The organism is Salinarchaeum chitinilyticum, assembly GCF_055390775.1.
On sequence record NZ_AP043888.1, the window covers coordinates 1,245,524 to 1,268,890 of the forward strand.

Genomic DNA, 23,367 nt, shown 5'->3' on the forward strand with positions numbered 1-23,367 from the left:
AGAAGAACGGACAGTAGCAAGGCGCGGATTCACGGTCACAAGCGCCGTGCCTGTACAGACTGCCAGTCTTTCCCTACCAGTTCATCCCCGGATCCTCGGCGGCCTGGCGCACCCAGGCGGCGACCTGTTCCTCGTCCAGCGACTCCGCCTCGCTTACGGCCAGTGACTGTCGGTCCGGAGCCGGCGCACTGGGCAGTTCGGGCTCGAGGTACGATCCGGCCACGAAGGTCAGTTTCACGTCGTTTTTCAGCGCGGTGACCGACGCGAACCAACCCCGGTCCTCGACGCCGTAGAACGGCTGGTGGTAGCGCACGGCGCTGCGAACCTCGGGGACCTCGCGCCGAACGAGCTCGTCGAAGCGCGTCGCGATCTCGCGCTTCCAGCCCGGGAGGGCTGTGACGTAGGCCTGCACCGCCGCCGCACCGTCGGTGTCGTCGTTCCGTCGAGCGTTCTGGTACCGTTTGCTCCGCTCGTCCCACTCCGTCTCCGTCGGGAGCTCCGCGGGCAGCTCGATCTCCCCGAACGCCTCGTCGGCGATCGAGTCCTCGCCCGCCCGGCCCGCCATCGCAGTCACGACCAGGATCGGCTCGGGTTCCTCGGGAGCGACGAAGCGATCGACGTCCAGTCGCAGCGTCCCGCCGCGCCAGTGGCGAGCGAAGCCCACGAAGCGGTCGGGATCGTCGCCGGGGGCCGGCTCCACGCGGAACAGTCCCAGCAGCGCTGGAATCGCGTCGGCACCCCACTGGAGCCCCTTCTCCGGCTCCGTGAACTCGACTCCCTCGTCGTGGGTCTTGTCGTAGTGGGGTGCTCTGATCACGCGGTTCGCCAGCACGAGATCGGACACCCGCTGGGCGGTGAGCGGGTCGGACGTGCTCATGTCACCCAGTAGGCGAACTGGGACTATCAAAGGTTCCCGACGTCAGTGCCCACCCTCAACGCTTCTCGATCAGCGATCGGGCTCGTTGCACGTAGCTGTTCGCGTCCCAGCTGCGGGCGTCATCGATCGGATTCGAGTCGGTCGCGCCGCCGCTCGAACTCCTCGTCGTCGAGGTCGCCGCGGGCGTACGCCGTGCGCAGTTCCTCGATGGCGGGGTCGGTGGCGTCCGACTCGGACGTCAACGCCTTGTAGCCGAGGTAGCCACCGCCGACGACGAGAGCCAGGAACAGCAACTGGAAGACTGCCCCGACGACGAACAGCCAGCCGGCAGCCCCGTCGTCCATTCCCCACATGTGACCGCTCCCGCCGTCCATCATCGGGCCCGACCCCATCATCCAGAACCCCATCGCGATCACCGGGAAGACGAACAGGACGACGACGATCGCGAGCACGATCCAGAGGAGTTGCCGGTCAGGTGTGTCGGTTGTCATGGGAATCAGCGCCGATCCGCCGGAGTGGGCGCCCTAGCTAGGTCTACGGGTGCACCGTTCAATGCGGTTGCTCCTCGGCGAGCAAACAGGGACGTGCGAATCAGTTTGGAATCGGGAGCGCGACGACCGATCGATCGGAGCACGAGTTGCGAATCCGGCCCGATCGCCCGCAACGGCGCCTCGAATCGATACACTCGCTCACTTCGGATTCCAAAGCGGAATCGAGAAAGGCCGATAGCACGAAGTACACACGATGTCCCGAACGCTCACCGTCGAAGGAATGAGCTGTGGCCACTGCGAGCAGTCCGTCGAGGACGCACTCGAGAGCGTCGCCGGCGTGGACGACGCGACCGCCGACCGCGAGGCCGAGCAGGCGACGGTCGAGGGCGACGCCGATCCAGACGCCCTCGTCGCCGCGATCGAGGACGCGGGCTACGAGGCCAGCGCCTGAACCGCGAACGAATCGGCTTCGGCCGGACCCGACCGCACCCATCCCTCTCGGTTCCTGGATGTCAAGGAAGACAGCTCAACGCAAGTGTGTACCGTTGTCGCGTCCGTTATTGGTTCTAAACAGGTAGGAGTCCGATGGGCCCTGCAGGCTCCGATTCGACTATCGAACGAATCGTCCTGTGCTATGTGAGGCGGCCGAAATCGGGAGCAGAGATGCATCGAAAGACACAGTATTCTGTGTCCTTATAGATATCTGTATGCCCAGTATCACGGTCAACGTGGACGACGATCTCAAAGAGCGAATGGAGAAACATCCCGAAATCAACTGGAGTGAGGTCACGCGACAGGCGATCCAGGACAAGATCGAGACGCTCGAAGTGATGGACGAACTCACCGGCGAGAGCGAACTGACCGAGAGCGACGTGCAGGAAATCGCCCAGAAGATCAACGAGAGTGGACGGAAGCGCGTTGACGAAGAATCGGCGTAGACACGACGAATGAAGCTGGTCATCGACGCCAACGTCGTCATCTCAGCACTCATCGCCGATTCGAAAACACGAGAGCTCATCGTCACGCTCGAACCGGACCTGCTGACACCAGCGTTCGTCTCCGACGAAATCGAGAAGTACGAGGAGCTGATTGTGGAGAAATCCGGGATGAGTGCGGACCGAGTGGCGCAGTTCATCGACCTCCTGTTCCAGTACGTCGAAGTCGTTCCTGCTGAGGAGTTCCATCCGGCCATCGAGCGGGCAGACGACGCAATCGGCGATATCGACCCTGACGACGTGCTCTATCTGGCGTGTGCCATCGCCCGCGGTGCGGCCATCTGGAGTGACGATTCCGACTTCGACGAACAGGACGTGGTCGAAACGTACTCGACGAGCAATGTGATCGACTCGTTCGACACGTTCTGACTCACTCTGCGATTACTTTTTTTGGTGAGGATGTCATAGAATAGTTCGTATACCTCGCCAGTCATCACAGATTGAACCGTTCAATACAGGGTGCTCACGCACCATCTACCTCGATAATCGAGTGTACGAAATGGCGGCGACAATGATACCAATCATTACGGCGCCAATCCACTGAACGACACCGCTGAAGGCAACTAGTTGGACAGCGACGAGTGATACGAAAGCAAGCGAAAGCCGAGCCAATTGAGGCCCTTTTGCAGTAATATACACCGTTCCGGAGATGACAAGTCCAATTCCTACTGCGATGAGAAGTGGCGTGATTCCAATTGAATCTCGGAATAGAAGTCCACCGGCAGCGAGTAAGAGACCAATGAGTACAATACTTGACTCAGGGAGAGTATCCGTGATCCGCTTTCGTTGAAGGCCATCCATACCATTTCACCAAAATGCGGACTGATGAACCTTCTGGCGTTCGGTTTGCACACTTATCTAACGGCTGTACCATCGTTGCTGTGCTGGAACGAAGAATATAGCTCTGCTGCGTCCACTCTGTGTCTCGGAAGGTAGCATGATAGCTGTCAGAGAGGTTTCGATTCACCGATATAGATCGTTCCCCATCACGACCGCTACGGGAATCGGCTGCTTCGGAACCCTCTACTAGTAGATCTCTGCTCAAGCCGGACGAAACCCTCCCCGTGGTCCGCTACTCGGGCGACCACTCGCAGGCATCGCCCGTCGTGAGGTCGTTCGCCTCGACGTACGCAGCCAGGCACGCGTAGTTGCAGAAGTAGGTCGGCGAGCCACAGTCGTCGGTGCAGTCCCGGACGCAGATCGGGTCGTGATCGAAGATGCTTGACCCACAGTACGCACAGGACTGGTCCGGTTCGGGCGTCGAAATCGTGGTCGACATGCCCGTCACTACGCGGTCGGACCCAGAAACCGTTTCGCGTGCCAGGGGCGCTCAGTCCGCCGCGGTCGATCCCCCGGACGCGACGCCGCCAGACAGCCCCGGCACCGACAGGTCGACGCGCCGGAGCAGCTGGGCGTTGATGGCCACGATCACCGTACTCAGCGACATCAACACCGCCCCGACGGCGGGCGAGAGCAGGATGCCGATCGGCGCCAGGACGCCCGCCGCAAGCGGGATGGCGAAGACGTTGTAGCCGGCCGCCCAGACGATGTTCTCCTGCATCTTCCGGTAGCTGGCCGTGCTCAGTTTGACCAGCCGCACCACGTCGACGGGGTTGTTCTGGACGAGGATCACGTCGGCGGACTGGACGGCGACGTCGGTGCCGCTGCCGATGGCGATGCCGACGTCGGCCCGCGTCAGCGCCGGCGCGTCGTTGACGCCGTCGCCGACCATCCCGACGAGCTTGCCCTGGTCCTGGAGCTCCTGGATCTTCACGTCCTTGTCCTCGGGCAGGACCTCGGCGAACACCGTGTCGATCCCCAGCTCGTCGGCGACGGCGTTCGCGACGTCCTGGGAGTCGCCGGTCAACATCGCGACCTCGATGCCCAGTCCGTGCAGCGCGTCGACGACCGCGTAGCTCTCCTCGCGGATGACGTCCGCCATCGCGAACGCGGCGATCAGGTCGCCGTCACGAAGCAGATACACCACGGTCTGGGCGTTCTCGCCTGCGTCATCGGCGAACGACTCCAGCTCCACGGGCACGTCGCTCTCGAGCTGGTCCAGCAGGTTCGGCCCGCCGACGTAGATCTCCTCACCATCAACCTCGGCCCGGACGCCCCGGCCCTTGATCGCCTCGAACGCCCGCGCATCCGGGACGTCGACGCCCCGATCGCTGGCCGCCTCGCGGATCGCGCGGGCGATCATGTGCTCGGAATCACCCTCGACGGCGGCCGCTAGCGCAAGTGCCTCCTCGTCCCCGACGCCGTCGACGGTCGCCTGGCCGACGACGCCGTGCTCGCCCTCGGTGAGCGTGCCGGTCTTGTCGAAGACGATCGTATCGAGATTTCTCGCGTCCTCCATCGCGATGCGATCCCGGATGAGCATCCCGTTGCGGGCGGCCAGCGACGTGTTGATCGCCACGACGAGCGGGATCGCCAGCCCCAGCGCGTGCGGACACGCGATGACGAGCACCGTCACGACGCGGGCGATCACCGTAGCGTCGAACGTGACCGCGAGCGTCCACACCACCCCGGTCACGGCCGCGGCGGCGACGGCGACGTAGAACAGCCAGCCTGCCGCCCGGTCGGCGAGCACCTGGGTCTTGGACTTGCTCTGCTGGGCCTCCTCGACGAGACGCACGATCCCCGCGAGCGTCGTGTCGTCGCCGAGGGCGTCGACGCGAACGCGGAGGCTGCCGTCGCCGTTGACGGTGCCGCCGATGACCTCGTCGCCGGGCGCCTTCGACACCGGCTTCGACTCGCCGGTGATCATCGCCTCGTCGACGTCGGAGTCACCCTCCTCGACGACGCCGTCGGCGGGGACGCTCGCGCCCGGCCGCACGAGGACGAGGTCGCCTTCGGAGAGCTCCTCGACCGACACCTCCTCCACCTCGCCCGATTCCGTGATCCGCTCGGCCGTGTCGGGCATGAGCTTGGCGAGTTCGTCCACCGCACTCGACGCCCGCCGGATCGACCGCATCTCGATCCAGTGACCCAGCAGCATGACGTCGATCAGCGTCACCAGCTCCCAGAAGAACGCCTCGCCCAGGTCGGCGGCCACCGTCGCCAGGCTGTAGACGAAGGCGACGGAGATCGCCATCGAGATGAGTGTCATCATCCCCGGCGAGCGGTCGCGGAGCTCGGGAGCCGCCATCCGGAGGAAAGGAACCCCACCGATGGCGAAGACGATCACCGCGAAGACGGGCGTTATCCACTCGCTGCCCGGGAACGACGGGACGGAGAAGCCAAGCCACCCCTGCAGCGTCTCGCTGTAGAGGAGAACCGGGATCGAGAGCAGCGTCGCGACGAAAAAGCGCCGCCGGAACAGCTGTTCGTGGCCCTCGTGCATCCCGCCGTGGCCGTCGTGACCCTCGTGGCCGCCGTCCTCCCCGTGGCCGTGTCCATCGCCGCCGTGCTCGTGCTGGTCGTGTGACACCGCCGCCCCCTCCGTATCGGTGTGCGCCTCGTCAGCCAGTCGCTCCTCTTCTATCCGCTCCGCACCGGCTTCAGCAGGCGTCTCCTCGTGCTCGTCGGACCCATCGTGATGACTGCCACCGTCCCCTCCTCCCGCTGCGTTCTCATCAGTACCCTGGGAGTCGTCCATGCGTCATCTCCCTCCGGATTGTCCCGGCAGCATCCTGAGTGTTTGGTACGGATCGGCGTTCCCGACGACCTCCGGGGCAGTCACACGGTCGTGCTCGAGGAGTGCGTCGTAGGGGGCCACGTCCCCCTCGCGGCCGTCGAGCGCTCCGCGACGGGCGAGCGGGAGAGCCGGACCCGGGATTCTGCGTATGAGGGGGTCTTCGGCGCCCCACGTGGCTTTCGAACCACGGACCTGTTCCGGACGACGCCGGAGGCTTTGGATACAAAACTCCGGATAGAATACTCCAGTTCGTCGATATTCTGTCGAAAATGAATTCGCGAAGAGGGGTGAATACCCGCGTTCGCTTTGGATTGCGAGCAGTAAACCGGTTGAAGGAGGCGCCCGTTCTTCCACATATGAGCACGGACGCCGAACCACGGCAACGGACCGACGACGAAGCTGACGTCCTGCTCCGGGCGACCGGCCTCGAGAAGGCCTACGGATCGCGCCTTCCGTTCACGCGCCGCGTTCCGGTGCTCACCGGAGCGGACATCGAGATCCGCGCCGGCGAGGTCGTCGGCATCGTCGGCGAGAACGGCTCGGGGAAGTCGACGCTGATGAACGCCCTTGTCGGCGTGCTCGAGACCGACGCTGGTACGGTCGATCGGTTCGGGTCGATCGGCTGGTGTCCCCAGGAGCCAGTGCTGTACGATCGGTTGACCGTCGAGGAGACGTTCCGATTGTTCGGGACGGGCTACGGCATGGACGGCGAGGCCATCGCGAAAGCGAGGGACAGGCTCGCCGACGAACTCGACTTCGAGCAGTATCTCGACTACCGGATCGACCAGCTCAGCGGCGGAAACCGGCAGAAGGTCAACCTCGGGGTCGCGCTCATGCACGATCCGGACGTGCTCCTTCTGGACGAGCCCTACACGGGGTTCGACTGGGACACCTACCAGCGGTTTTGGGACATGGCGGCCGACCTCGCGGCGAACGGCACCGGCGTCGCGATGATCTCCCACCTCATCGAGGAGCGCGACCGCCTCGACCGCGTGTACGAACTCCGGGAAGGAGAGGTCCACGACGTCACCGATCACGGGGGTGACGACCGTGCATAGGGTGGCGGCGGGCGTGCGCGCGAACGTCAGTGCGTTCGTGCGAACGCCGCTGAACGTCGTCCTCGCCGTCCTCGTCCCGCTCGTCGTCATCGAGGGGTGGGGCCAGGCGATGGCGGGGCTCCCGACGATGCCGACCGTCGAGGCGGTGCCCCTCGAGCTGGGCCGGCTCCTCGGCGCGATCTTCGGCGTCGCCATCGTCGCCGGGCTGCTCGGGCTCGTCCAGATGATCAGCGCGCGCTCGGCCGACCGCCGGCTCGTACAGGTGGGCTACCCGCCGCTGACGCTGCTGGCGACGCGCCTCGCGACGCTCGCGGCGATCACCGTCGTCGTGGCGGCCGTGAACTTCGCGGTGCTGGCAGTGCTCGTCTCCCCCGAGGCGCCGCTGTTGACCTTTGCCTTCCTCGCACTCGCCGGCCTCGTCTACGCGTTCCTCGGGGCACTGGTCGGCGCCGTCCTCCCGCGGCTGTTCGAGGGGTCGCTCGTGGTCGTCTTCCTGGCGATGATGGACGCGTTCCTGGCTGGCGACAGCCCCCTCGCCAGCGACGTCCCGGGGTTCGTCGAGTACTTCCCGCTGTACCACCCCAAGGAGCTCCTGCAGGCGGCGGCCTTCGAGGGGACGTTCGCGACCGGCGATCTCGTCTTCGTCGGCGCGTACGTCGGCGTACTCCTCCTCGTCGTGACGGTCGTGTTCGGACGGACCATGCGGCTCGCCGGAGGTGACTCCAGATGACGCGGGCCGGCGTGGCGTTCGCCATCGGCCTCCGTGAGCACGCCCGCAACTACCTGCTGGTGGCGTTGCTGCTCGCCCTGCCCGTGCTGTTCATCACCCTCTCCTTCGAGGTGACCCAAGACGTCTCGATGCCGGTCCGGACGATCGAGAGCGGCGAGACGACGACCGTCTCCGTGCCGATGCCCGCCGTCCACGGCGTCATCATGACGCCGATCACGAGCGCCCTGATCGCGGGGCTCGCGGGGCTGTTCCTGATGAACGACGCCCAGGACGCCGACGGACGGTTGGTCGTCGCCGGCTACGAGACGCGACAGCTCGTCGTCGCCCGCCTCGGCGTCCTCACCGTCATCTCGGCCGTCGTCACCGCCGTCGCCGTCGGCGTCATGCTCGTCGACTTCACGCCCGAACACGTCGCCCCGTTCGTCGTCGCGATGTTCCTGTTGACCGTCCTCTACGGACTCCTCGGCATGCTCGTCGGCGCCGCGGTCGACCGACTCGCCGGACTGTGGGTGATGTTGACCGTCCCGATGCTGGACATCGGCCTCTTCCAGGATCCGCTGTTCGTCCAGTCCGCGCCCGACTGGTGGATGAAACTCCTTCCGGGCTACCACCCCGTTCGCGTCATGGTCGACGTCGGGGTCACCGCCCAGGTGGACACGCTGGCGTCGCTGGGGTGGACGCTTGGCTACCTGTCCGTGGTTGTGGGGCTGGTGGTGGTCGTCTTCGGTCGGCTGACCGTGTCGCAGCGGTAGCACTCGGTCGCGGTGAGAATTCCCACCCACCGACCGGACCCCTCGAAGCGCCGAACCCCGGAGAAACGGCGATAAACCCTATCAGGGTGGGCGACAGACATCTGGGGAATGCGTCAGCCGATTCGGGTGTTGCTCGTCGACGACGAGCCGGACTATCCCGAGACGGCAGCGAACTACCTCGAACGCGAGAACGACCGTCTCGAGGTCACGCCAGCGAGCAACGCGGAGGCGGGGCTCGACCACCTCGCGGAGGCGACCTTCGACTGCGTGGTCTCGGACTACGCGATGCCCGGCATGGACGGGCTCGCGTTCCTCGAGGCAGTCCGCGAGGAGTACCCCGAGCTCCCGTTCGTGCTGTTCACGGCGCGTGGCTCCGAGGACGTCGCCAGCGAGGCGATCACTGCCGGGGTGAGCGACTACTACCAGCGCGCCCGCCACGGCGACGACGAGTACGCGGTGCTCGCCAACCGCATCACGAACCTCGCCGACCGCTACCGGGCGGAGCGCGAGGCCGAGCGGAGTCGGTCCCACCTCCGGGCGATCGCCGAGAACTCCGCCGACGCGATCGTCACCGTCGACGCCGACAGCACGATCCGGTTCGCCAACGCCGCCGTTCGGGAGCTGTTCGGCTACGATCCCGACGAGCTCCTCGGGGAGCCACTCTCCACGCTCGTGCCCGAGCGCCACCAGGACGGTCACCGCGACGCGCTCGACCGGTATCTCGAGACGGGCGAGCGCAGACGCGACTGGTCGGACGTTGAGTTCACCGGGCGTCGCGCCGACGGAACGGAGCTCCCGCTGTCGATCTCCTTCGGCGAGTTCGACCACGACGGCGAGCGACGGTTCGTCGGGATCCTCCGCGACCTCACCCAGCGCAAGGAGGAGGCGCGTCGGCTGGAGACGCTCATCAGCAACCTCCCCGGCATCGTCTATCGCAGTCGGAACGAACCGGGGTGGCCGATGGACGTCGTCCGCGGCGAGTGCGAAGCCATCACCGGCTACGATCCGGCGGCGATCGAGTCCGGTGGGGTCGTCTGGGGCGAGGACGTCATCCACCCCGACGATCGCGAGGGGATGTGGGAGACCGTCCAGCAGGCCATCGATCGCGACGAGCCGTTCGAGGTCACCTATCGGATCGAGACCGCCAACGGGGAGACGAGGTGGATGTGGGAACGCGGCCGGATCGTGACCCCACATACCGGCGAGCGGGTCCTCGAGGGGTTCATCTCCGACGTCACCGACCGACACGAGCGAGAACGGGAACTCGAACGGGTCGAGCGCCGGTACGACTCGATCTTCAACGATCCGAACATCCTCGCGGCGCTGCTGGACACCGACGGGACCGTCCTGGACGTCAACGAGCGGGCGGTGGAGTTCATCGACACGGCACCGTCGGCCGCGCTCGGATCGCCGCTGTGGACGACGGACTGGATCGGACGGCCGAACGTTCCGCAGTCCACGGTCCGCGAGTGGATCGATCGTGCGGCCGCGGGATCGTACGTCGAGTTCGAGTCGGAGTTTACGCTTCCCGACGGGACGACAAGCTCGATCGAGGGCGTGTTCCGACCGGTGCGAGACGTCGATGGAAGCGTCCAGTCGATCGTCGTCTCCGCCCGCGACGTCACCGAACGGAAGCGACGGCAGGAGCGGCTCCGGCAGTACGAGCTCGCGATCGAGAACGCCAGCGAGATGATGGTGGCCATCGACGACGAGTTCGAGTATCTCTTCGCCAACAGGGCCTACCGGGAGTACTACGGGCTCGACCAGGAGACCCTCCGCGACACCTCCCTCCGGGATACCCTCGACGAGGAAGCCTTCGAGACCACGCGACCGTACCTCGAACGCGCGTTCGACGGCGAGACCACCCGCTACCGGACGACGCGATCGCGACCCGACGAGCCGACGCGCGTCCTCGAGGCGCAGTTCTCGCCGCTGGTCGAGGAAGACGGCTCGGTCCAGGGCGTCGTCGAGACGATGCGGGACCTCACCGAGCAACGCGAGCGGGAGACCCAGCTCGTGTCGCTCGATCGGATGCTCCGGCACAACCTCAACAACGAACTCAACGTCGTGCTGGGCTACGCCGAGATGATCGAACGCGAGGGCGAGGGCGAGATCGCCGAGTACGCGACGACGATCACTGCGGCGACGCGACGGGTGCTCGAGCAGGCGGACAAGGAACGCGAGATCGTCGAACTGCTGACCGACCAGTCGCCGCCGGAACGCATCGACCTCTGCGAGACCGTGTCGGCGATGGTCGATCGGCTCGAGGAGCGTTATCCCGAGGCCGACGTAGCATACGACCTCCCGGAGCGCCTCCAGATCGTCGCGATCCCGGAGATCGTCCGCGCAATCGAGGAGCTCGTGACCAACGCGATCGTCCACAGCGACCGGGACGAGCCGACGGTGTCGATCGGCGCCCACCACCACAACGGCACGGTCAGGATTAGCGTCCGGGACGACGGCCCGGGCATGCCGCCACAGGAACGGCGCGTGATCGGCGACGACTCGCCGATCGATCCGCTCGTCCACAGCAGCGGGATGGGGCTCTGGCTCGTCAAGCGGATCGCGAACCGCACAGGCGGCACCCTACGGTTCGAGGAGACCGAATCCGAGGGGAGCGAGGTGACGCTCGTCATCCCCGGCGGCGTCGCGGAGTGAGGACGGGTGGACCCGGGCTGGTCATATTCGACGCCGAAACCGTCCCTGCAAAGGATGCCCTCAAGAACGGAGAGCAAGTCGAGCTGACATTCGATCTGGAGAAGCAGCGTCCTCACTTCTCGGTGGCTACGCGTTCGATGAAGGCTCGGTCGTGCCGATGCCGGGAGCCCTCAACCGTCGGCTGTTACCAGATCGTCGATGAACCGAAAGCCGTTCACGAACGTGACCGAGTCCTCGTATCCCTCGCTCGCGAGCACAGTCTTAGCACCTTCTTCGGCTGCGATATCGGTCATGTAGACGGCAGTCGCCGTGCCTGCACTGAGGTGTTGGACGGCGAGGGCCTCGAGCGCGGCGTCCGCCCAATCGACCTCGTCCGCAGGCCTATCGTCGACGTTCGCGATGTATCGCTGGACGCCTTCATTGTCCGCGAGACGATCGGCACCGAGAACTCGAGCGGTGGTCCAACAGTCGCCCATCCGTCGTCGATCGCTGTGGCGACTGGCGGGGCTTCCACGTTGGCGTCGGGAACGGTCAGTTCGTCGTAGACCCGCTCCGGCAGAACGAACGTGACATTCCTCCGACGGGCGAATCTCCGGACCGCCTGGTACCGGCTGTTCAATGGCTGCCCCATTGCGACGAACCCGGTTTCGGTGAGGTGGAGCAAACTCACGCGTCGTCGACGGCCACCTCGTCGACCGCCAGCCAAGCCACCAGTCAAATAAGATAAATATAGTCAATATAATATTATGTTTCTAATTCTCAACTCTTCTGATAAGTACAGGGATGATCCGGTAGATACTCGATCCTGCTCAAACCCGCTACTCGCTCGCCTGATTGCCAGTACGGGAAAGCGGACATTCAATGAGAAATAAGCGGGAAACAGTTCCATGCGTCTCCGGTGGCCTCGATCGCAGATTCAAGGGGCCAGGTATGTGGCGGCAGTACGAGGGAGTTGCGGAACAATGAGAGAGTGAAGACCCAACTGGCAGGCTGATCTGGAGGAAGAAATATATTCTACAGATAATATATCTATTTCTTATATATTTACCATAATTAATCCAATATTATTGACAGTCCGGAGATATCCAAACCGTCCACGACTCACCGACGACGGTGCATCGGCATACCGTCGGTGACCACAATACTTACTTGTGAAGAGCGAAAATCGAACTCCATGGCAGCTATAACGTTCGATAGTGTAACCAAACAGTTTTCTGACAAAAATGAAACTGTCACCGCAGTCGACGAGCTGGATCTCGAGATTGAGGACGGGGACTTCGTCGTCCTCGTAGGGCCCAGTGGCTGTGGCAAAACGACGACGCTCCGGTGTATCGCTGGACTCGAATCCGTAACTGACGGTGAAATTCGGCTCGACGGAGAGGGGATGACCGACAAGCTTCCCGAGAACCGGAACGTCTCGATGGTGTTCCAGTCCTATGCGCTGTATCCGCATATGACGGTCCGGGAGAACATGAGTTTCGGGCTCAAGTACGCGACCGACCACTCGAGCGAGGAGATCGACGAGAAGGTCGAAGACGCCGTCGAAATGATGGGAATCGACGATCTCCTCGATCGGCATCCGGCAGACCTTTCGGGCGGGCAACAGCAGCGAGTTGCCCTGGGTCGAGCGATCGTCAGGAACCCCGAAGCGTTCCTGATGGACGAACCCCTCAGCAATCTCGACGCAAAGCTACGGGCAGAGATGCGAACCTATCTCCAGCAGCTCCAGGAGGACCTCGGCGTCACGACGGTCTACGTCACGCACGACCAGACCGAGGCCATGACGATGGGCGACAAGATCGCGATCCTCGACGACGGCGAACTCCAGCAGTACGGAACGCCAGCCGAGTGCTATCATCAACCCCAGAACACGTTCGTGGCGGAGTTCCTGGGCGAGCCCTCGATCAACCTCGTGGAGATGACGCTCGACGACGCGACCATCTCGACGAGCGGCTTCGAACACGAGTTCGCCGAACCGATCGGCGACGGGACGACAGACGGGGACGTGATCGTCGGCGTGCGACCCGAAGAGCTCTCGATCTCCGAGGAGCCCCCAGCCGACGCTAGTAGCTTCGAGGGCTCCGTCACGGTCACCGAGCATCTCGGCAAGGAGAGCAACGTCTACGTCGAGACCGAGGGCGATGCGGCCGAGTTAACCGTCGTCGTCGACGGGGAACCGACGGTCGACGACGGAGACGAAGTCACAGTCGAAGTGCCCGACAACGCGATCCACGTCTTCGACGCCAAGACGGGCGAGGTTATTCGGAGCGCCGAGGCGAGTGGTGACGTGGACGGTCTCGACGGCGCCCAGCCTGCGAACTCCGCTCCCTAGCGGACCGCTCGATCCGACAGTACACCGCTCATTCTCCCTTCGAACTCCGACAGGACTCGAGACCACCACCGATCGGTGGACGGCCGCCCTCCGCTACGACCGACTACTCCTGGAAGATCATACACGATGGAGCGGGTACCGATAGCCGCCCATCGGCCTCACGCAGCGTGCCGTCGTCGGGGTCGATCCGGAAGGGGACGACGTCGTCGGACTCCCTGTTCTGGACGAACAGTAGGTGCCCCGTCGGATCGATGGCGAAGTACCGTGGCCACGCGCCGCCAGTTGGTACCGTTTCGACGAGTTCGAGACTGCCGTCGTCCCGCACGGCCGACGCCGCGATGCTGTCGTGGCCGCGGTTCGCCACGTAGACCCACTCACCTGACGGATGGACGGCGATCTCCGAGGTCTGGTTGGCGTCGTCGTAGGATGCAGGGAGGGTGGACGTCGTCCCGATTTCGTCGAGCGCCCCCGTGGACGCGTCGTACTCGTACGCGACGATCGTGGACCCGAGCTCGGTGACGAGATAGGCCAGAGATCTCGTCGGATGGAACGCGAAGTGACGCGGGCCGGCACCGGGGTCGGTCCGGACGGCGTCAGTGCGTACAAGCGAGCCGCTACCGGCGTCGATTTCGTAGACCACCACCTCGTCGGTTCCCAGATCCGGAACGTAGAGGAACGTCCCATTGGGACCACAGACGACGGAGTGAGGATGCGGAGCCTCCTGGCGGTCGGCGTTCGGTCCCGAGCCGTCGTGCTCGATTACCTCGACGGGGGCGCCGATGGTGCCGTCGCTCTCGACGGGAAGCATCGACACGGCACCACCCGCGTACTGTGCCACGAAGAGATATCGACCAGACGGATGGACGCTGCAGTGACACGGTCCGGCGGCACCGGTTCGCTGCTGATCGAGTTTCGCCAGCGCACCGTCGTCTTCGAAGCGATAGGCCGACACCTGACCAGACTCGATCTCGTGGACGGCGTAGACCAGGGGCTCGTCGGGGTGGGCTGCGAGGAACGTCGGATGTTCGCTGTGCTCGGTGACCGATCGCTGCTCGAGTGAAACGCCTGCACCCGGTTCCGCATCGGCCTCGAACTCGACGTCGCAGCTGTAGATGCCCTCGCTACCGTGCTCGCTGTAGGTCCCGATAACTGCGTTGTAGTGCACAACGCGACTCTCGACGTCCAGAACCCTCAATCTACTTGTCGAGCACCAAAACCGCCGCCTCGTCGCTACGGGCCAGCTACCGATTCTGCTCGTTGATCGCGCGGAACAGCGAGGCGAGTTCCGCGCCGAGGAGATCGTAGAGCTCCTCGCCTTTCTCCGACGACGCGAGATCGAGATCGCCGATCGCACCGGTGTCAGAGTAGGCCGTGAACGGCCGATGGACCGAGAGCGGACCGCCTTCCAGTAGGTCGTCGCCGGCCAGGTCGTAGGGGTCCTCCCAGTAGATCGCCTCGCCGTCACCGACGAGGTCGGGGCGGAGATGCGCCATGAGCGACGTTTCGAACTCGCCACCGTGGGCCATCCCGCCGGTGTCGCTGTCGCGAACCTCGTCGACGAACGGTTCGGCCAGTTCGAAGTACGTCAGTCCGAGCACCTCGTTGCCAGGCCGCTGGTTGCCGAGGGTGTTGACGACCGAGCCGATCACGGCTGTGTTGCCGCCGTGCCCGTTCAAGAATAGCACAGCATCGAACCCGTTCTCGAGGGCCGTGTCGGCCACTTCCTCGAGAACCGTCAGGAGCGTCCGGTGGGACAGCGACATCGTCCCGCCGAAGGCCATGTGGTGGGGCGAGAAGCCCGACCACACCGGGGGCGTCAGCAGGATCGGCACGTCTTCGCGGACCCGCCTCGCACCTTCGTGGGCGACCGCGTCGACGAGGATCGTATCCGTCGCGACGGGGAGATGGTGGCCGTGTTGTTCGACGCTTCCGACGGGGATCACGAGGACCGAGCCGGGCTGCTCGGCGAGTTCGACGATCTCAGGGTAGGACTTCCCCGCCCAGGAATCGGACGAGGCCCCCAGCTCACGGTACACGAGCGGTCACCCCGGATTCCGGACGTCGATGCTCGGTGAGTCTCCTCGTCGATACGGTCGTCGGCTGGTGTGAACACGTCATGGTGGTTCCGTGGGAAATCGAAGGGGGATCAGGCGCCAGTCTGGCTGAATCCCTCTGCGAACTGCCTGGTGAAGAGGACGTACACGATCAGCGTGGGCAGCGCGGTCAGGAAGCCACCCGCCATGATCGTGTTGAACTGCTGGACCTTCGCGCCAGCGATGCCGGAGAAGGTCACGGTGACCGGCTCCGCCGCCGGGTTACTGACCAGCACGAGTGCGAACAGCAGGTCGTTCCAGATCGTGGTGAACGCCAGGATCATCACGACCACGAACACCGGTCGCGAGAGGGGCAACACGATGTTCAGGTAGATCCGGTAGATGCTCACGCCTTCGAGGCGAGCCGCCTCGATCATCTCTTCGGACATGTCCTTGTAGTGTGACCGGAAGAGCAGCGTCGCGAGCGGAATGCCGAAGGCGATGTGGGTCACTGCCAGTTCGATGAACTGCGCCTGGTACCGCTGGGTGTACGGAAGCTCCCAGACGTTCAGTGGCCCAAGACTCGCCAACGTCGCCTCGACGCTCGCGTTGCTCCAGATGATCGACAGCGGAACGAGCACCGATTGCAGCGGGACGAAGATGCCGGCGATGAACAGGGTGTACAGCGCCAGCTGGCCCCGCCAGTTCGTGATCGTCAGTCCGAACGCCGCCAGGCTGCCCAGGATCGGGACGATGATCGTCGCCGGAATGACGAACATCGCGCTGTTGATGATCGAGGGATTCAGCGTTTCCCAGGCCGACGACCAGGCATCGAGCGTGAACTGCTCGAAGCCGGGTGGGACGAACGGCGCCGTGTTGGCGAACCCGGTGACGGTCTTCAGCGAAGTGGCGACCGCGGACCACAGCGGCAGCAGGTACAGCACTGCGATCGCGAAGAGGCTCGCGTACAGACCAGCACGGACCCAGGACGTCCCGTCGAGTGCGTTCGCAATCCGCGATTCGGCGTCGTCTGAGTGGGATGGATCAGTCATGGGTCAGAGGAGGTCCTTCTTGTGTTGATAGTAGAGGTACGGGACGATCGCGGCGAAGGTCGCGACGAGCAGGACCACCGCGATACCGGACCCGTACGCCCAGTTGTTCGCGTCGAACGCCTCTCGGTACATCATCACGGGGAGGATGTCGGCTCCGGGCCCCGGGTTGACGCCGTAGAGCACGTAGATGAAGTCGAACGCCTTCAGCGAGAACAGGAGGAGAATGACGATCGCCGAGAACGTCGACGTCTTGAGCTGCGGGATGATCACCTTGAGGTAGCGAATCCAGACGGGAGCCCCGTCGAGCTGTGCGGCCTCGTACTGCTCGGTCGGAATCTTGCGGAGTCCGGCGAGGTAGATGATCATCGCCAGCCCGCTGAACTGCCACACGAGCGCGATCATGATCGCCCACAGCTGCGTTGCCGGATCGCCGAACCAGTCGTTGGCGAGGAAATCCAAGCCAACGGTCCGGAGCAGATAGTTGACCACGCCGTTCGAGGGGTTGAACATCCACGCCCAGAAGATCGAGGTCACCACGAAGGAGAGGCTCATCGGGAGGAGATAGATCGTCCGTAGCGAGCCCTCGAACCTGATTTCGCGGTCGATGAGGATCGCGAGACCGAGCCCGACGAGCAGACAGACGACGGTGAACCCTCCCATCAGCATCACGGTGTTCTTGGCGGCCGTGATGAACGTGGGGTCGTTCAGCATCTGTCGGTACAGTTCGACGTCGAGCGAGGAGTAGTCGGGATCGCCGAACCCTCGGAAATCGGTCAACGACAGAACGACGTTCCAGAGAATCGACCCGTACACGAACACGCCGAGCAACAGCGTCGGCACGAGCAAAAACGGGAGCGATTGCAGGAACTCGTTTCGGCGGAAACGCCGGGTTATCGGCCCTAGCAGACCGGTGAGCGTCGTTCGATCGCTCGTGGATCCCTCGGTAGTTTCGTCCATGCGTTACCGTCGAAATCCTGCCATTAGACGTCGAAGGCGTCGACGAGACCGTTGTACGCTTGATCGACGTTCCAGTTGCTCTTGAAGGTCGAGAAGACGCCCGAGACGTTCGAGGCGATCTGCGGGAGCACCTCGTTGTTGTGGGCGATCGTGCCAGTGAGGTTCTGGGCAGCGAGGAACTCCTCGTACTGGGTCTGTTGGTACCCGTTGAAGGTGTACTCGCCGCTGCCGTCCATCTCGATGTCGTTCCGGCACGGAACGCCACCTTTGATCGCGTTGAACCGGACCTGGGCTTCCTTGCTCCCGACGTACCGGAGCCACTGTTTGGTCGCTTCCGGCGTCGGCTGGGGCTCGGGGTACATGAACCCGGAGTTCTGGCCCATGAACACGTCGTCGGTGCCGGGGATCGGCGTCGACTGCCAGTGGGTGTCGTAGTTGAACTCGTCGGACTGGCTGAAGTTCCCGACAGCCCAGGCGCCCTGATTGAGGAAGGCAGCCTCGCCACCCATGAAGTCGCTGATCGCTTCCGAGAAGTTGACCGACGCTGCGTCGTCGTTCCAGTAGCTTCGGTACTCGGCGAGCACCTCCAGCGCAGCCTTCACGTCCGCCTCGTTCTCCGCGACGTTCCCCTCCAGGAACGACTGGTAGGAGTCGTAGCCGTTCTCGCCAACGTAGATGGACTCCCAGAGCTGAAGGACGACCCAGGTTCCCTGAGTCGACGTCGCGAGCCCGTTCGCGTCGGTCTCGCTCTCGATCGTGTCCATCGCGTCGATGAGTTCGGTCGGCGACGAAATCGAGGTCGGATCGACGCCAGCCTCCTCCACGACGTCGACGTTGTAGAAGAGGTTGTTGAGCCGGTTGAACTCGAGCGGGACGGCGACGTATCCGGTGCTCTCGAACTCGCACATCTGCTGGAGGTACTCCGGGACGACCTCGGTGAGCCCTTCCTCTTCCCAGACGTCCTCCGTGATGCTCCCCATCAGCCCTCCGTCGACGAAGGGCTGGAGCTGCGGCCCCGTGAAGAAACCCCAGGTCGACGGCGGGTCTTCGTTGAACATCCGGGTGTCGAGAGCGGTCGCGAGGCCGGTCCCTGCACCACCGGGGTTGTTGTTGATCGTGGTAGCGACGTCGGGGTACTCGTCCGTGAACCCGTCGTGCATCGCTTCGAAGGCAGTGGCACCGTCGCCACCGCTCCAGGCGATCATGATCTCCATCTCCCCGCCGCTGCCGGAGCCGCCGTCGCCTGCGCATCCGGCGACAGCCGCGGCGATACCCGTACCTGCGGTCGTCATGAACTGTCGTCTCGTCGGCATCGACAGCCAGTTTAAACTCTCCCTTATTATATCTTTTTACCATCTTTCAAATGTGTTTGGCGGTCGTACCGGACCGATGCAAGCGCCGGGTAGCGGGGCTGCCCCCAGATCTATAGCGCCGACGATCACGATCGGAAACGCCGGACTGTAGACGTATTTCGACGTCGAGCACGACGGGCGAGCAGGGGAAAAGCCGCTGAGAATCGCCACAGAGAGGTCGGCAACTGGATCGCAGCGCCGACGCAAACGTTAATGAGGATCTGGTAATTCGGTGTACGCACCGTCAATGAGCTCAGCCCGACACGAGGATCGAACAGTCATCGTTACCGGTGCCTCCAGTGGAATCGGCCGGCGGATCGCCCAGGCGTTCGGCGAGGAGGGTGCCAACGTCGTCTGTGCCTCACGAAGCAACGAACCCAATCAGGGGAAACACTACGACCAGGACCTGACCGTCCCGACAGAGGAGTACGTGCGCGAGGAGACGCCCGGTGACGCCGTCTTCGTCTCGACGGACGTCTCCGACCACGAGCGAGTCGAGGCGATGGTCGAGGAGACGCTCGACGTCTACGGGCAGATCGACGTGCTCGTCAACAACGCCGGCATCTCGGTCGTCGGTGACTCCCAGGAGACCTCCATCGACGACTGGAACAAGATGATCGGCGTCGACCTCGATGGCACCTTCTTCTGCTGTAAGCACGCGATCCCGCACATCAAAGAGACGGAGGGAGACATCGTCAACATCGCCTCGGTCAACGCCACAGAGGGAGGATCGGGGCCGGCCTACTCCGCAGCGAAGGCCGGACAGGTCAATATGACGCGAGATCTGGCGGTCGAACTCGGGCCGGAGAACGTCAACGTGAACTGCGTCTCGCCGGGCTACGTCAAGACCCCGATCCAGGACTATCAGGACGAGTCGTCGATCGCGATCAGCCGCGAACAGACGCTGCTACCGGAGTTCGGTGAACCCGAAGACATCGCCGACGTCGTCACGTTCCTCGCGAGCGAGGAGGCGAGCTACGTTCACGGCGCGGATATCTACGTCGACGGCGGCTGGGCGGCGCACAGGGTGTAGACACCGTCACACCGATTCTGTTCTTACGACGTTGGCGAGACGACAACGACGCGGCTATGCTGCGTCGTCGATCCGATATCGATCGATCGCGTCCTGATCGACGGTGATCCCGAGACCAGGATCGTCCGGAACGGCGATGCTCCCCTCGTCGATCTCGAAGGGATCCTCGATGACGTCCGCCTCCCAGCCGAAGTACGCCGTGTCGCTGGGGAGGTTGATCGCGGGCGTACTGTGGGCAGTATGGAGGATCGCAGCGGTCCGGATGCCGAGGTCGAACGCACAGTGGTGGGCAACGGAGATGCCACCGTCCTCAGCGATGCTCGCGAGCTGCCGGACGCCCGCGATCCCGCCGGCGGGCGTGATGTCCAAGACGGCGGCGTCGATGGCGCTCCGGTCGATCATCTGTCGGAGGTTCCGCGGAATGTAGGTGTCCTCGTTGGCAGCGACGGGCTGTGCCGTGCGGTTACGGAGCGCCTCGAACGAGCCGTGGTTGTCGACACGGATCGGCTGTTCGACGTACTGCAGGTAGACGCCGGCGTCCTCAAGCTGGGCGGCCACGCGCACTGCGTCTTCGGGCGTCCAGCCCTGGTTCGGATCGATTCGGAACTCGAGTTGGCCGTCGACTTCGTCGTGCATCGCGACGATGCGTTCCACGTCCGTCTGCCAGTCTCGGCCAGCCTTCGTCTTCAGCACCGAATAGCCCTCCTCGAGGGCACGGCGTGCGTACTGGCGAGACTCCTCCGGCGGGAAGATGCCGAGCGCGTAAGCGAACTCGACGGAGCCGGCGTCGCTGTCCTGAGCGACGTGCTCGCGGTGTCGCATGTTCGTCTGGTGGTTTGCGGTCCAACCGCCGAGGAGTTCGTAGATGGGGCGGTCCAGCGCCTGGCCAACGATGTCCCAGCAGGCAGTTTCGACGGGCGCGAAGAACATGTTCGCGTTCGTATACTCGATGAACACCTGCCGACGAAACCGTTCGAGCTCGAACGGCGACTGGCCGACGACCATCGGTGCGACGCCGTCCTCGATGACGGAAACGGTGGCCTCCGGGGAGAGGAACGATCGTACTTCGCCCCATCCAGTGTACCCCTCGTCGGTATCGACCCTGACGAGGATACGGTCCATCGCGTAGAGCTCCCCGTGATTCGTCCTGTACGGTGCGATACCACCGTCTTCGATCGGCGAAAGCGGCACAGAGACAGGCGTCGCCGCTACGTCTGTGATTTGCACAGGGCGCGGTTGAGTAACTACTCTCTTAAATTTTTCCATAGATATTGTATCACGTGGGGCGGGTGCCGCTACGAACTGACCCAGTCTAGTAGTAGACCGTCTTGAGTTTGATCTCGTTCGCCTTGTCCCGAAGCATCGAGATGTACTGTGAGAGCTGCTCGGCCCCGAACCGGTTGACGGGGCCAGTCACGCCGATAGCAGCGATGATCTCACCCTCCGGCGTAAGGATCGGCACCTCCACACTTCGGATGCCGTCGCGCCGCTCTTCGTCTTCGATCGCGAACCCTCGGTCTCTGATCGTCGAGAGTTCCTCGCGCAGCCGCCCGGGGTCAGTGATGGTGTTCTCGGTCGCACGAGGGAGGTCACTGTCCTCGATAATTGCCTCCCGACGCTGCTCGGGGAGATGCGCCAGCAGACACTTTCCGAGCCCCGTCCAGTGCATCTCGGTGAACTCGCCGATCGGGATATTGTCGCTCACCGCCCCTCGCCCGTCTTCCGCGCCGATGAGGACTCGCTTACCGTTCTCTTCGACGCCCAATCCAGCACGTTCGCCGGTGATTCCCGCGATGTCCGTGAGGACCGGTGCCGCCGCCCTGTAGATGTCTAGCTGCTGGCGAACCTGCCCCCCGATCTCGAGAAATTTCAGGCTGTTACGGTACTGCCTGTCCTCTGCGGTCACGAAGCCCTCCTGTTCGAGCGTCTTGAGGTAGACGTGTACCGTACTCGTCGGGACGTCGAGTTCCTCTGCGATTTCGGTGAGCGTGAGAGAGCCCTCCTCGCGGAGGAGCGCGACGATGTCGAACGCGCGCTCCAGCGAGCCGATCGAGTTCCCCGTCGACGATTGTCCCATACACCACCACACTCGCGATTGCTCATAAGCGTGGTCGTGAATCTTCGATATTTCACCATTGAAAGATTCTATCGCCACATGAACCAGCCATATTGGAAGCTAATACTGGCTATTCAATATACGCGAAGGAACGTGGCCAATCTCGATCTGTTCGAGCCTGTTTGTGAAACTCCCCCACGGAAGGTATACGGACTGGTACCGACCCGCAACGAGAGGAGCGCTGGCGGGACCGATGGCAGATACAAACGTGGAAGGAACAGCAATAATTCCAATAATAGTGCACAATCCATCGATTGAATCCTATATTGCTGGACTCAGGCTGGCGGCATAGGTCACAGAACGGATACCGGCAGTCGGATTTGACAGTACAAGTCTGTCAAATTTTGGGCGGGCGGGGACAGGTCACATGCAACGGGACATTCGACTCGATGGCCCGACAACTGTCGGAGGTACTCGGCAGACGAAAACGGCATCGGAGTCGACGGTGAGGACCGCAGTAACCGAGCAAGCGAGCAATATGAAGACCTATACGAGCGTTCGTGCTATCGACTGGCAGAGTCGCCATGGCAGCCCCTGACCACGACGACGCGGACGATCACTGCTGCAAAGTGGCCGCTGCCGCTGACCGACGTGGACTCACGACACTCGACGACGAACTCCGGCAGCTACGGACCGAAGACGCCAGCCTCCGTGAACTCGCCGAGTACGTCGACGAACAGCTCCTGGGGAGTGCGCTCCGCGAAGCCGACGTGGAGATCGCGGCCGATCCCGGAACCGTCCGCTCTGTGATCGTCGGCACCCCCGCAGAAGAGATGCAGGTCGACGTCGCCGTCCGCGAACGCATCGCCACGGCGCTCGATCGAAGTACCCTCGACGTGGCGTCGCTCGAGCGCGAGTTCGTCTCTCACGAGACGGTACGCCGACACCTCAACGACCATCTGGGCGTCGACACGGCACGGTCGCGAACCGATCCGTCGGTCGAGGAAACGCGGGAGATGATCGCCTCGATCATCGAACGCGACAGATCGATCGTGGAGCAATCCCTCGAGTCCCTCCGACGGGCAGATCGACTCGACAGTGGCTCCCTCGAAGCCTCGCTCACGGTACGGGTGACCTGTCCCGACTGTGGCGAGACCTACGCCGTGGACGAACTCCTCGACGAAACGGGCTGTGCGTGCGCGTCGGAGTAGATCCGACCGGGCGTTGGTGGATACGGCGAACCCGCGATCCCGCGGGACAAGCCACTGGGTGTCGGCGACGTCCACAATCTATAAGTCGTGACGAGCGGGAGCAGTGGTCGTGCCCATGACCAGTAGATCCGGAACCGATT

Annotated in this window: 21 protein-coding genes and 1 pseudogene; 10 read left to right on the forward strand and 12 right to left on the reverse strand. The window is 63.7% G+C overall.

Translation table 11 applies throughout. The features are described 5' to 3' along the window. Positions 1-73: 73 nt before the first annotated feature. The gene (locus ACZ5KP_RS06115) at positions 74-877 is read right to left on the reverse strand and encodes a DUF1801 domain-containing protein (protein ID WP_460920974.1); all 804 of its coding nucleotides are present in this window, start codon (positions 875-877) and stop codon (positions 74-76) included. Between the two features lie 119 nt (positions 878-996). Next, positions 997-1,368: an SHOCT domain-containing protein gene (locus ACZ5KP_RS06120; protein ID WP_460920976.1), complete on the reverse strand. Its 372-nt coding sequence runs from the start codon at positions 1,366-1,368 to the stop codon at positions 997-999. A gap of 253 nt (positions 1,369-1,621) precedes the next feature. On the opposite strand from ACZ5KP_RS06120, the gene ACZ5KP_RS06125 reads away from it, so the two are divergent. From ACZ5KP_RS06125 to ACZ5KP_RS06135, 3 genes are all read left to right on the forward strand, one after another. Further along, positions 1,622-1,819, forward strand: a complete 198-nt coding sequence (locus ACZ5KP_RS06125; RefSeq protein WP_460920978.1) for a CopZ family metallochaperone — start codon at positions 1,622-1,624, stop codon at positions 1,817-1,819. Positions 1,820-2,075: 256 nt separating this feature from the next. Next, positions 2,076-2,306 (forward strand): hypothetical protein, encoded by a 231-nt coding sequence (locus tag ACZ5KP_RS06130; protein ID WP_460920980.1) that lies wholly within the window; start codon positions 2,076-2,078, stop codon positions 2,304-2,306. A gap of 9 nt (positions 2,307-2,315) precedes the next feature. Further along, positions 2,316-2,732, forward strand: a complete 417-nt coding sequence (locus tag ACZ5KP_RS06135; RefSeq protein WP_460920982.1) for a PIN domain-containing protein — start codon at positions 2,316-2,318, stop codon at positions 2,730-2,732. 703 nt (positions 2,733-3,435) lie between these two features. On the opposite strand, the gene ACZ5KP_RS06140 is transcribed toward ACZ5KP_RS06135, so the two are convergent. Beyond that, positions 3,436-3,642 (reverse strand): hypothetical protein, encoded by a 207-nt coding sequence (locus ACZ5KP_RS06140; protein WP_460920984.1) that lies wholly within the window; start codon positions 3,640-3,642, stop codon positions 3,436-3,438. A gap of 51 nt (positions 3,643-3,693) precedes the next feature. After that, a complete protein-coding gene (locus ACZ5KP_RS06145) occupies positions 3,694-5,964 on the reverse strand; it encodes a copper-translocating P-type ATPase (protein WP_460920986.1) in 2,271 nt (756 codons plus the stop codon). A 395-nt stretch (positions 5,965-6,359) separates the two neighbouring features. Here ACZ5KP_RS06145 and ACZ5KP_RS06150 point away from each other — a divergent pair, with 395 nt between their 5' ends. From ACZ5KP_RS06150 to ACZ5KP_RS06165, 4 genes are all read left to right on the forward strand, one after another. Then, positions 6,360-7,061 carry an ABC transporter ATP-binding protein gene (locus tag ACZ5KP_RS06150; RefSeq protein ID WP_460920988.1) on the forward strand — a complete coding sequence of 234 codons (702 nt, stop codon included), beginning with the start codon at positions 6,360-6,362 and terminating at the stop codon, positions 7,059-7,061. Further along, positions 7,054-7,791 carry an ABC transporter permease gene (locus tag ACZ5KP_RS06155; RefSeq protein WP_460920990.1) on the forward strand — a complete coding sequence of 246 codons (738 nt, stop codon included), beginning with the start codon at positions 7,054-7,056 and terminating at the stop codon, positions 7,789-7,791. Before ACZ5KP_RS06150 ends, ACZ5KP_RS06155 begins: the two co-directional genes overlap by 8 nt. Further along, the gene (locus ACZ5KP_RS06160; protein ID WP_460920992.1) at positions 7,788-8,543 is read left to right on the forward strand and encodes an ABC transporter permease; all 756 of its coding nucleotides are present in this window, start codon (positions 7,788-7,790) and stop codon (positions 8,541-8,543) included. Before ACZ5KP_RS06155 ends, ACZ5KP_RS06160 begins: the two co-directional genes overlap by 4 nt. A gap of 108 nt (positions 8,544-8,651) precedes the next feature. Next, positions 8,652-11,201 (forward strand): PAS domain S-box protein, encoded by a 2,550-nt coding sequence (locus tag ACZ5KP_RS06165; RefSeq protein WP_460920994.1) that lies wholly within the window; start codon positions 8,652-8,654, stop codon positions 11,199-11,201. A 170-nt stretch (positions 11,202-11,371) separates the two neighbouring features. Here the strand turns inward: ACZ5KP_RS06165 and ACZ5KP_RS06170 are convergent. Then, positions 11,372-11,871: pseudogene (locus ACZ5KP_RS06170) on the reverse strand (hypothetical protein). Between the two features lie 504 nt (positions 11,872-12,375). Here ACZ5KP_RS06170 and ACZ5KP_RS06175 point away from each other — a divergent pair. Then, positions 12,376-13,533: an ABC transporter ATP-binding protein gene (locus tag ACZ5KP_RS06175; RefSeq protein WP_460920996.1), complete on the forward strand. Its 1,158-nt coding sequence runs from the start codon at positions 12,376-12,378 to the stop codon at positions 13,531-13,533. A gap of 103 nt (positions 13,534-13,636) precedes the next feature. On the opposite strand, the gene ACZ5KP_RS06180 is transcribed toward ACZ5KP_RS06175, so the two are convergent. The 5 genes from ACZ5KP_RS06180 to ACZ5KP_RS06200 form a co-directional block, all read right to left on the reverse strand. Further along, entirely contained in the window at positions 13,637-14,698 is a 1,062-nt protein-coding gene (locus ACZ5KP_RS06180; protein WP_460920998.1) for a lactonase family protein, read from the reverse strand. Between the two features lie 76 nt (positions 14,699-14,774). Continuing rightward, entirely contained in the window at positions 14,775-15,569 is a 795-nt protein-coding gene (locus ACZ5KP_RS06185; RefSeq protein WP_460921000.1) for a creatininase family protein, read from the reverse strand. 110 nt (positions 15,570-15,679) lie between these two features. Continuing rightward, positions 15,680-16,618 (reverse strand): carbohydrate ABC transporter permease, encoded by a 939-nt coding sequence (locus ACZ5KP_RS06190; protein WP_460921002.1) that lies wholly within the window; start codon positions 16,616-16,618, stop codon positions 15,680-15,682. 3 nt (positions 16,619-16,621) lie between these two features. Further along, positions 16,622-17,575 (reverse strand): carbohydrate ABC transporter permease, encoded by a 954-nt coding sequence (locus tag ACZ5KP_RS06195; RefSeq protein ID WP_460921004.1) that lies wholly within the window; start codon positions 17,573-17,575, stop codon positions 16,622-16,624. Between the two features lie 23 nt (positions 17,576-17,598). Then, a complete protein-coding gene (locus tag ACZ5KP_RS06200) occupies positions 17,599-18,888 on the reverse strand; it encodes an ABC transporter substrate-binding protein (protein WP_460921006.1) in 1,290 nt (429 codons plus the stop codon). Positions 18,889-19,174: 286 nt separating this feature from the next. Between ACZ5KP_RS06200 and ACZ5KP_RS06205 the strand changes: the two genes are divergently transcribed. Beyond that, positions 19,175-19,960, forward strand: coding sequence for an SDR family NAD(P)-dependent oxidoreductase (locus tag ACZ5KP_RS06205; protein ID WP_460921008.1), 786 nt, complete (start codon positions 19,175-19,177; stop codon positions 19,958-19,960). Between the two features lie 54 nt (positions 19,961-20,014). Here ACZ5KP_RS06205 and ACZ5KP_RS06210 read toward each other — a convergent pair whose 3' ends face one another. Further along, positions 20,015-21,187, reverse strand: a complete 1,173-nt coding sequence (locus tag ACZ5KP_RS06210; protein WP_460921010.1) for a mandelate racemase/muconate lactonizing enzyme family protein — start codon at positions 21,185-21,187, stop codon at positions 20,015-20,017. Between the two features lie 85 nt (positions 21,188-21,272). After that, positions 21,273-22,037, reverse strand: coding sequence for an IclR family transcriptional regulator (locus ACZ5KP_RS06215; RefSeq protein WP_460921012.1), 765 nt, complete (start codon positions 22,035-22,037; stop codon positions 21,273-21,275). Positions 22,038-22,600: 563 nt separating this feature from the next. Between ACZ5KP_RS06215 and rdfA the strand changes: the two genes are divergently transcribed. Next, entirely contained in the window at positions 22,601-23,227 is a 627-nt protein-coding gene (rdfA, locus tag ACZ5KP_RS06220) for a rod-determining factor RdfA (RefSeq protein ID WP_460921014.1), read from the forward strand. Positions 23,228-23,367 lie beyond the last annotated feature (140 nt).

Excerpts from the sequence above, each read along its gene's own strand:
- ACZ5KP_RS06115 (WP_460920974.1), bottom strand. The coding sequence starts at position 877 with ATGAGCACGTCCGACCCGCTCACCGCCCAGCGGGTGTCCGATCTCGTG.
- ACZ5KP_RS06120 (WP_460920976.1), bottom strand. The coding sequence starts at position 1,368 with ATGACAACCGACACACCTGACCGGCAACTCCTCTGGATCGTGCTCGCG.
- ACZ5KP_RS06125 (WP_460920978.1), top strand. The coding sequence starts at position 1,622 with ATGTCCCGAACGCTCACCGTCGAAGGAATGAGCTGTGGCCACTGCGAG.
- ACZ5KP_RS06130 (WP_460920980.1), top strand. The coding sequence starts at position 2,076 with ATGCCCAGTATCACGGTCAACGTGGACGACGATCTCAAAGAGCGAATG.
- ACZ5KP_RS06135 (WP_460920982.1), top strand. The coding sequence starts at position 2,316 with ATGAAGCTGGTCATCGACGCCAACGTCGTCATCTCAGCACTCATCGCC.
- ACZ5KP_RS06140 (WP_460920984.1), bottom strand. The coding sequence starts at position 3,642 with ATGTCGACCACGATTTCGACGCCCGAACCGGACCAGTCCTGTGCGTAC.
- ACZ5KP_RS06145 (WP_460920986.1), bottom strand. The coding sequence starts at position 5,964 with ATGGACGACTCCCAGGGTACTGATGAGAACGCAGCGGGAGGAGGGGAC.
- ACZ5KP_RS06150 (WP_460920988.1), top strand. The coding sequence starts at position 6,360 with ATGAGCACGGACGCCGAACCACGGCAACGGACCGACGACGAAGCTGAC.
- ACZ5KP_RS06160 (WP_460920992.1), top strand. The coding sequence starts at position 7,788 with ATGACGCGGGCCGGCGTGGCGTTCGCCATCGGCCTCCGTGAGCACGCC.
- ACZ5KP_RS06165 (WP_460920994.1), top strand. The coding sequence starts at position 8,652 with ATGCGTCAGCCGATTCGGGTGTTGCTCGTCGACGACGAGCCGGACTAT.
- ACZ5KP_RS06175 (WP_460920996.1), top strand. The coding sequence starts at position 12,376 with ATGGCAGCTATAACGTTCGATAGTGTAACCAAACAGTTTTCTGACAAA.
- ACZ5KP_RS06190 (WP_460921002.1), bottom strand. The coding sequence starts at position 16,618 with ATGACTGATCCATCCCACTCAGACGACGCCGAATCGCGGATTGCGAAC.
- ACZ5KP_RS06195 (WP_460921004.1), bottom strand. The coding sequence starts at position 17,575 with ATGGACGAAACTACCGAGGGATCCACGAGCGATCGAACGACGCTCACC.
- ACZ5KP_RS06200 (WP_460921006.1), bottom strand. The coding sequence starts at position 18,888 with ATGCCGACGAGACGACAGTTCATGACGACCGCAGGTACGGGTATCGCC.
- ACZ5KP_RS06205 (WP_460921008.1), top strand. The coding sequence starts at position 19,175 with ATGAGCTCAGCCCGACACGAGGATCGAACAGTCATCGTTACCGGTGCC.
- ACZ5KP_RS06215 (WP_460921012.1), bottom strand. The coding sequence starts at position 22,037 with ATGGGACAATCGTCGACGGGGAACTCGATCGGCTCGCTGGAGCGCGCG.
- rdfA (WP_460921014.1), top strand. The coding sequence starts at position 22,601 with ATGGCAGCCCCTGACCACGACGACGCGGACGATCACTGCTGCAAAGTG.